This window comes from Aquimarina sp. RZ0, assembly GCF_008370685.1.
Classification (GTDB): Bacteria; Bacteroidota; Bacteroidia; order Flavobacteriales; family Flavobacteriaceae; genus Aquimarina.
Map to the genome: position 1 here is coordinate 23088 of NZ_VTZU01000073.1, position 9613 is coordinate 32700.

The 9613-nt window shown below is 32.7% G+C and carries 5 protein-coding genes; 1 reads left to right on the plus strand and 4 read right to left on the minus strand.

Features of this window, described 5'->3' with window-relative positions; translation table 11 throughout:
- Positions 1–33: 33 nt before the first annotated feature.
- The 4 genes from F0000_RS21770 to F0000_RS21785 all read right to left on the minus strand — a co-directional run bounded on the left by F0000_RS21770 (position 34) and on the right by F0000_RS21785 (position 6768).
- On the minus strand, positions 34–330 hold the full coding sequence (locus F0000_RS21770) for an STAS domain-containing protein (RefSeq protein WP_149626839.1): 297 nt from the start codon (positions 328–330) through the stop codon (positions 34–36).
- A gap of 136 nt (positions 331–466) precedes the next feature.
- Entirely contained in the window at positions 467–1669 is a 1203-nt protein-coding gene (locus F0000_RS21775) for an oligosaccharide flippase family protein (protein ID WP_255452845.1), read from the minus strand.
- Positions 1670–1815: 146 nt separating this feature from the next.
- Positions 1816–5793, minus strand: a complete 3978-nt coding sequence (locus F0000_RS21780) for a DUF4114 domain-containing protein (RefSeq protein WP_149626841.1) — start codon at positions 5791–5793, stop codon at positions 1816–1818.
- Between the two features lie 171 nt (positions 5794–5964).
- A complete protein-coding gene (locus tag F0000_RS21785) occupies positions 5965–6768 on the minus strand; it encodes a glycosyltransferase (RefSeq protein WP_149626842.1) in 804 nt (267 codons plus the stop codon).
- Positions 6769–7290: 522 nt separating this feature from the next.
- On the opposite strand from F0000_RS21785, the gene F0000_RS21790 reads away from it, so the two are divergent.
- Positions 7291–9372, plus strand: coding sequence for a hypothetical protein (locus tag F0000_RS21790; protein ID WP_149626843.1), 2082 nt, complete (start codon positions 7291–7293; stop codon positions 9370–9372).
- The last annotated feature ends 241 nt before the right edge of the window (positions 9373–9613 follow it).

The window sequence follows — 9613 nt, forward strand, 5'->3', positions numbered from 1 at the left end:
TTAAAAATTCATGATGATGCCTACTCTATGTTATCATAGATGATCATTTTTCAAAACATAACTATTCTTCCCGAATGCTTTATTTATGATTGCATTATTCTTACCTATAATATAAAAAACCTTGTTTAAGCTCATAGCTTTTTTATGCAATCTGGTAAGTAGGTCAACCGCAGAGATATCTATTTTTTTGACCCGCTCAAGACTTAATATTACCTGATCTTTATTTTGTAATAAATATTCAAAATGTTTTTTAAGAGATTTTACATTGTTCCCTTTTATATCTCCATCTATTTCTAGAATACCGTAGTTATTTGTTATTTGTAATGCCATCCTATTGTGGGTTTACTGGGTTACTAATACTATAAAGATCTATATTATATGAATAGTATTTATCTTGATCTCGATGAATCACCTTAATCTGTAGTTCATTGGTAATCATCTCTGGTTTTATTAACTATTCTAAGCACTATATTTTTGCTCTTTTATTCATTATTTCTTTCTTCAGGAAATATAAGATTTGAAATACTAACAGGATTGCCATTGCAACTATTTGCATCAATACTACCTGAGTCAGGTTTTCATGAAAATATACAATAAGGACTACCTGCGAAATCCCTAGTAACGCTGATAATATCACAGGAATGTACTGATCTAATGATAAGAAGTAATATGCAAAAATATTAGAGATCGCAAATAACGAAGTAGCAATGGCATATTTCCATAATAAAGGTGCCATACTGAGATATTCTGATCCGAACATACTATTAATTACAAACTCTGGGAATATATAGCAACTCGCAATAATACAAGAAGATAATAATGCTATATATCCTACATACTTAAAAAGAATATCAGTATGCGGTTCTCCATCTTTTTGTTTTTGCACCACTTTGGGTAATAGCAACATCACAAACATCCAGGCTACAAAATAAACAACTCTTCCGATCAATGCCAGCGATGCATATAGTCCGGCATCATAGGTTTCAAAATAGTGCTTCACCATAAGAATATCACTATTATTTATAATTATCTGAGTCAATTCATAAAACGCAGTAAGTACAAAAAATTTAGTTACATATTTTGATTGATTGGGTGGTAGCGTATAGGATTTAAAAAGGGATATATCTTTAGTTCTAAATGGAAAAAGTCCTAAAACAAATGAAATACCAATACCTAATGCAATTAAGATTGAAAATTGAGCACCAATCGCATAAATTAATACCAGTGTAATCATCAACCTGGTTAACATTTCTGCCTGGTATGTAACTGCCAGTTTATCAAACTTCTTCCCCCCTTGAAATACGCCTCTGTTAACACTCATAAAGAAATAAACAGGAACTCCAATACCAAAAATGATAAACATATCAGATGACTTGGTATTAAAAACTTCCTGTAAACTCTCAGAAAACAAAATGAGAAGAATCCCCAAAGCTACTCCGGCAAAGGCTGCATATTTATACATCTTATTAATAAAACTAACAAAAACATCCTGATCATATATCACCGAAAATTTGGCTACTGTTAATTGAAATGTCATTGCCAAAAATGACAATACCAATAAAAATGTAATCAGCAATGCCGCATCTGCAAATTCTTCTGGACCTAATATCCTCCCTAACAATAAATTATACAGATAGTTACCTGCATTTACGATAACTACGCTGATCATAAACTTTTGTTCAGCGCTGATTTTTTGTAAAATAGTATCTATTACCATGATTATTATGATCTAATGAATGTTTTATATACGTTTTTCTTGTATGATTATATACAGCCTTGATGACAAGTCATCAAGCATCCTTCTTACTTATATAACTAGTATAATAGAAAGCTTCCTATATACTCTTTGTTTCCATCCCCGACAAGTATATACTTATACATTCCCCGGTTCAGGTTTTTGGAAGTAAACGTTGTTGTTTTGGGTTGATCCACAGAGACGTTCAATTCTTCCTGTTGTACAACTCTACCTAGCATATCCATAACACATATACTCAGTTTTTTATGTTCATCAGGCACTACAATACTTGTTGTTTGCTGAAAAGGGTTCGGATAGTTAAAAACCTTACTTAAACTCACTCCTGAAGTTGGTCCTTCGGTTTGCTCAACTGCTTTGATACCGGTAAAAGCAAGTTTAGCAATTGCTATTTCGAAAGAAGAGAAATCTGTATAATTTCCTTGAATTGAGAATACGATACTTTTTACATTTTCTATTTCGGAAGCATTTTCTGAATTAGGATTTGTAAAGTCTGAAAATGGTATCGTATGTATTTGTTTTGTTTCTCCTACCGGGATAGTATATCTAAATCGTTCATTCCAATCTACCAGTTCATCAGTAATAAGAATAACCTCTACCTCTTTGTCTGTCAATAGCTCAAATTCTAATCCGCTATATTCTGAAACGTCCAAAGATAAATCTCCTCCAACTATATTTCTGAAGATATTTAGTGTTTCCTTTAGAGTTCCATCTACGGTAACCTCTCTCTCTATCGCATAGTAATTTTCTGTAGCTTCTTCGCTAGTTTCACCTTTAAGAATAGTAAAATCAGTAACTTCTACACTTTCTTCCTGATAATCTAATCCCCACGGACCATCTGCAAGATATAAGGCATCTGTTTTGTTTGTATCATCTGCAATAGCAAATCCAATATCAAACAAGTGTCCTGTCTCAATTGTGATTTTTTCAGTGTAGGCTCCTGATAATGAAACTGAGGTTGTAATTAATTCTTCTTCGGATAATTCTGTTTCTCTTTTATTCCCTCTAAAATTAATTTGAGTAGCTTGTTCTTTGTTTACAATATCTAGTACAAGGCTTCCATTTCTATAAAATCCTTGCTGAACAAAGACTAATGGTATATTAGATCGGAGGTATGTTTTACCCAATCCTTTTTCTGATAAAAGTTTATCAATAATAGTATTAGCTATATTTACTGCTTGTGGAATAGAACCTCCCCAGATCTGAAAATTAAGATAATCTCCCTGCGGATATTGGTCAATGTTCCATAAACTATATAATTCATTCTGAAATTCGTCTAATCTTATAGAAAAATGCAAGGCTTGCTCTACTTCTCCAGAGGATCTTCTTATTTTTGTATTTACCAGCGTGTAGTTACGAACTCTTACTGTTCTTATATCTTCTAAAACTGACCCATTCAACCGATCACATATCGTTTTAGAATGATCATATACACTCCCATTCGTTAGGGTTGCCAGGGCCGCTCCTACTCGACTTTCTCCATCATAATAATCGATAGAAAACACAGATTGTGCATTCGTAATCCCTATCAAATCTTCTGGAGTAGATACAAAAGAAGTTTCGATTCCAGAAGCGCCTGTTTGTGGAAAATAAACACTCAAATCCCGATTATTTCCTATTTTATAAGATACATCAGACGGATTAAATGATTTTTGTAATTTTTTCTTATTATAAACTTTATTTGTCTTTGATCTTGTAAAATTTCTTTTAGCGATCAGACTTGCCAAATCACCATTACTTTCCAGTCCTCCGTCATTACCAGAGGTAACTTGTCTTTGTTTTTCTAATTCAGGAATATTCGTTGTTTTAATGGATGAAAATTGATCCGCCTTAATAGAAAACAGAATATCATTAAAATCGTGATCAATTCCTGGATAATCTCTCCTCAAATCTTCAAAACCAAGTATAAGCTGTTCACTAGACGTATCTGCTAATAATACATTATGTGGTTGTAATGTTTCATCACATTCCGGATTGAATTTTGTTTGAGAATATAACTGCCAGACACCTTCGTCTATCGCATTGTTATTCCAGGAATCAGCCAATAAAACCCATCCAATTCCTGTATTAGCAGGAAAACTACCCAGGTTTACAGTATTTCCAGAATCTAATCCTCCATTACTTCCGGAAGCGGATGCATTAGGAAGAATAATCGTAATATCTTCTGGAGAAGGTGCCTGATTTAATGGTGAATTGATATCATATGTATAATACCCTAGGGTATTTTGATATGTTGTATTTTCGCTTATAAAGGTGATTGAGATATTGGTTGTATTTTCTAAAATAACATCTGTATCATATCCTCCATAAATATAATTAGGGTTCAACTCTGAAACCGCACTTCCTTCTGGTAGTGCTGTATCTATTTTTGTTATGATATCTGAGTCAATAGCTCTGTTTGTTACTAAATAATCAGGTACTCCATTAACATCATAGGTCCCCAAATATTGATAGCGTTCTCCAATACTAGCTATAGGAAAGCTATTAGGATTCTGATCTCCATTATCTGCATCAAAAACAGATTCTTTTGTATCAAAATTATCATCCAGACCATCCTGATCAAAATCATTATTTGCTATTATTGTATCAGCAATACCATCACTATTGGTATCATATGCATCTACGGTATCCAGTATTCCATCATTATTAGAGTCTGTATCCAGGAAATCCGGAATATCAGTATTATCTGTATTTTGATATCCTTGAGGCACACCTCCCTGATCTGCATCAAAGCTATCATCCATACCATCTCTATCCTGATCAGAACCAGATAATGCCACAAAATTCGCACTATTCTGACCTTCGATAAGATCAATTATTCCATCTTGATCTGAATCTATATCGTATGGATCATATATTAAATCACCATCGGTATCATCTGGAAAAAATACAATCCCCGTTTGATCGACATCTACGATATCAGCAATTCCATCAAAATCAGAATCCTGAAAACCGGTATCATTGATGTTAAACATACCATCGCCATTGGTATCATAGTTTCCTAATCCGGCTTCTACAATATCATATATCCCGTCATTATCACTATCCAGATCTAATACATTAGGAACACCATCTCTATCCGTATCAAATGCAAGAGAAACTCCACTATTACAGGTATTACCAAAATCGGCATCTAAATAATTAAATATTCCATCATTATCATCATCGCCATAAGGGTCAATCCCTCCTCCTTCTACAATATCAGGAATACCATCTCCGTCTGTATCTTTGTCAAAAGGATCCAATACCTCATCTGCATCTGCATCAATTGGAGACACTCCGGCAGCACATTTAAAACCATCATTCTGGTTAGTCACTTCTGTATTATTAAGCAATGTCGCATATGGAGATGTTGCTTCATAATCATTTATTAGATGTAACCCTCCTTTATTACTAGATACATACAATCTATTACTAGTATCTGTATAGCAAGCTCCAAAAGTATCATTAGGTAAATCCGTAACCGTCTTAGAACTAAAAACCGGTGTTCCTCCAGACAAATCCCACTTATAAACATTTCTCTTACTACCTCCATAAAGGCTACCATTAATAAAAACAATATCTGCACATGTATTAGGAGATGCCTGATCAGCTACTATGATCTCAAAAGTAGGTGCAGTAGAGCCGTCATAATCCTGGAGGTTAACAATTTTATGAAAAGATTGTCTCCCCAAGCTATTTTGGAAAACCCATAAATTTCCTTCATTATCAATATCTGCTGCATATCCTCCACCAAATTCGGTACTTCCATTAGATGCAACAGCTCCCAGATCAATGACTTGATCTGTTCCTATTCGTAATAAGTGTTTGTCACTGCTTCTAATGGCATAGAGGTAATCATCTACCGTATTATACCCCCCGGCATTATAGCTAGGTGTTGTATGTAAGGGAGCAGAATAAGTTCCTGTGATAGGGTCATAAGATCTTAGAGATCCGGAAATTACTTGGTAAAATTTTGCTTCGTTACAATCAAAAGATTGTTGAGATTGGACAAAACTTATAGTAAAAAATAATAGTATTAATAAGGTAATTTTTTTCATAATAGGTATCAGAAATTAGGTTTATCTAGCTTAAAGCTACTGCTTATGGCAGAAAGCAATCCTACGTATTCGATAAATGCAACTTAAGTATAGGTAAGCGGTCTACATCATTTGATGAGTGATATGCTACTTTATATAAATTACACTGTATTTTTAATTTAAAAAAAGTAGTTATCTAACCATATACATCTGTGTTTTTAGATTAAAAATATCTGAGGCATTCCCACTATGGGTATTGATGTTAAAATAATTGGCCCATATTAAGATCAAATTAAAAGGAATGAGAAACGAATCTTTAAGTGTTATTTTAGACCCTTCTACTTCTATCCAACTATCAAGGGGTTCTTCACTGATTGAATGTAACAAGTCTTTTAACCCTATATGTTTCTTAAGTCTCAAGAATATTTCGATATCAAACAACCAACGACTTATAAATCTTTTATGATAAATATTTTCTATAATCTCTTTCTTAAAAACTTTGGCTCCACATTGAGTATCCTTAATTGGCAATTGAAGAATAAATTGAATAAAAAATCCTACAAAATTGGATAAGAACTTTCTAACAGGGCTTCTTTCAATCTGATTCGCATTTTCTGCCTTTCTGGATCCAAAAACCATAGTTAATTTATCATCACTATTCAGTTTTTGCACTAAATTATCTAGTTCTTCCAGTGATGTAGATAAATCGGCATCCAAAAATGCAATATTATCTATATACGATAATGAGTTAAGGTAATTGGCACCTGTCTGAACAGCGGTCGCTTTACCTTGATTAACTTCTAGATCAATTACTGAGATTTTTTGATGATTTCTTTTTTTCAGTTCTTGAAGCATTTCTAAAGTCTTATCAGTACTTCCGTCATTCACAAAACATAAGTGGTAATTAGCATTTTTGTTTAAAAAATTGCAAAACTTCTCCTTCTCCAGTCTATAATACTCATTATAGCATGGAACAATAATTCCTGTCTTTTTCATTATATTTTTCTACGATTTAGGCATACTTTACAAGTGACGATGGATGGGCAAGGATGTAAAATATGTTAAAATAATATTCGTTCTTTTTTAAAACGTTTTCAATTATTTTTTTAATTAAACTTTCTTCTGGGGCTTTCTGAAGATTCTGTTTATACGTTACAATTAGTGTTGAGCTCTCATTACTAATCTGTTGTAAAGATAATATAGTCAATCAATCGACGTATACGGAAAAACCACACTATTTTTACGTTATGTTAAAGAAATGTGTATTTCGTCTATTTTTAATGTATTTAGCTTAAATTTTAACATTTGTTAACCATTAAAAAGAAGGAATAGTACTACAAATTAACTATTTTAGACTTGAAACTTGCAAACCTTAACGTAAAAAAAAGGGGTTTTTCCCCCTTAATACAATCTTTTTAAAGGGAATTTTTACTCAAAAACATCATTTTTATAAGGGAAAAAATCTTTTTATAAGATACTATTGACTAACTTCATACCTTAATTAAGAAAAATCTTCTTATGGTTGATAAATTCACGTGCTCATTTCTTTTTATGTTTTGTTCTATCATTTTGGCGCAAGACATGCAAGAAGGGTTTAATTTTCTGGAAACTGGAAAATACAAAGAGGCTTCACTTTTTTTTGAAAACATACTAAAAGAATACCCAGAAAACAAAACTGCAAAATTATGTTATGGAAGAGCTGTAGGATTATCAGGGGATTCAGAAAAGGCAATTTTAATTTTTACAGCGCTAAGAAATCAGTTTCCAGAAGATTTTGAGATCAAACTAAATTATGCTGAATCTTTATTATGGGATAGACAATTTCCTGAAGCTGAACCCTTCTACAAAAAACTTACAGATGAGCAACCCACTAGTTTCCCTGCTGTCCTCGGGTATGCAAATACGCTTTCCAATCTTAAAAAATACCCTCTGGCATTAAAGGAAGTAACCAAAGCATTGAATTTACAAAAGGGAAATGCAAATGCATTAATCTCTAGAAAATATATCCGATTAGGATATGCCAATCAAATATCTCAGAATAAAGAATATGAAAAAGCTTTGGCTATGCTAGCTCAAAATCTTGTTGATTTCCCCAACGATAAGGATACTCAATTAAACAGAGCCAATATATACCTGATTACAAAAAAACTCGATAGTGCCACAGCTGTATATAAAGAAATTGCTACTAATACAAAGGATAGTATTATCGCTATGAACGGATTGGCACTGATAGCACATCAAAAACATAAAGAAAAAAAAGCCTTAGAAATTACAAGGACAAACATTAAAAAGGCAGAAAGATATGCTAATAGTGATGCTGAACTATATTTTTCTGCAAAAGAGCGATACATCCAGGCACTTTTATGGAATCAGAAATTTTCTACAGCTACTCAGGAAATAGAGAAATTACAATCAGCATACCCGAATAATAACAGTGTATTATCATTATCTGCCAGCAGTGGCATGTACACTAGTCATTTTAAGAAAAGTATCAAAAACTATACTCAGATACTTTCTGTATCAGAAAGTTCATTTGATGGCAATCTAGGTATTGCTAATGCCTATCGCGCAACTGCAAACGATATGAAGGCTTATGAATATGCTTTTAAAACATTACATTTTTATCCAAAACAGCCAGATGCAGAAAAATTAATACAAACGCTAAAGAAATCTCATACGCCTTTTATAGAAGAAAAAACAACCTTCACTTTTGACAATGGTGATAATGAAGCTGTAAGTCTGTATCTAAACTCAGAAATACCATTTTCTACCAAATTTAAAACAACAGCAAGCTATACCTATCGTACTACCAAAAATGAAAAAACCGCAATTGATGCCAAATCTCATACTATATCTGCAGGATTGAATTATATCTGGAACGGAAGAATTTCTATGTCAGGAAATATAGGTGTCACTAGTGCCAACGGACGCACCAATACATTTACATCACTTCTGGGAGAGATCATAATAAAAACCAAACCTTTCAGACTTCATAATTTAGATATTGGATACAGAAGGGAATTACAAAATTTTAATGCGGATTTAATCAATCGCGAAATTTTAATGAACCATTATTTATGTAACTATAACCTAAGTACCAATTTTAATCTGGGTTGGTTTACACAATATATGTACACATTGCAAACAGATGATAATACAAGAAATCTGGTATTTACATCATTATATTATTCTATTTTGCGTCGTCCGGTACTCAAAACAGGGATCAATTATCAATACATCTCATTTGCCAATCAGGTACCTACAACATATTTTAGCCCAGAAAAATTTCATCTGACCGAAATATTTGCCGAATTAGTGAGTGATCCTCAAAAAAAATGGTTCTTTCAGATCAGTGCTGCTTTAGGAAAGCAATTTGTAGAAGAAGATCCTGCATCCACTACCTTTAGAGCCGAAAGCAAATTAGGATATCGGTTTTCGAATAGGTTTATAACCAACATCTATGGAAAGTATAGTAATATTGCATCGGCTACAGCCGCTGGTTTTAGATTTACAGAATTTGGTTTCAAACTAAAATGGTATTTCTTACCAAAACCTATTTTTGATAAAAAGATTATGCTACTAAAAAAAGAAGCAGAATAAATACGTGTATTCTGCCTCTTTACATAAATAAAAACTAACCTATTCATCATAGTATTATAAAAACTCCTTAATATATTATGACAGGAATTAACTATATTAGAGCTTGTTTAAAAGCCTTACTTCCTGAAAACAAATATTTTAAGAACCGTGAGCTTACTTCAAATAATTAAAATATCTCGATATTCTCATCATTTGAAGTGTCCTCAGAACCTCAAACTATTGATTTTCAATTTGTATTCTT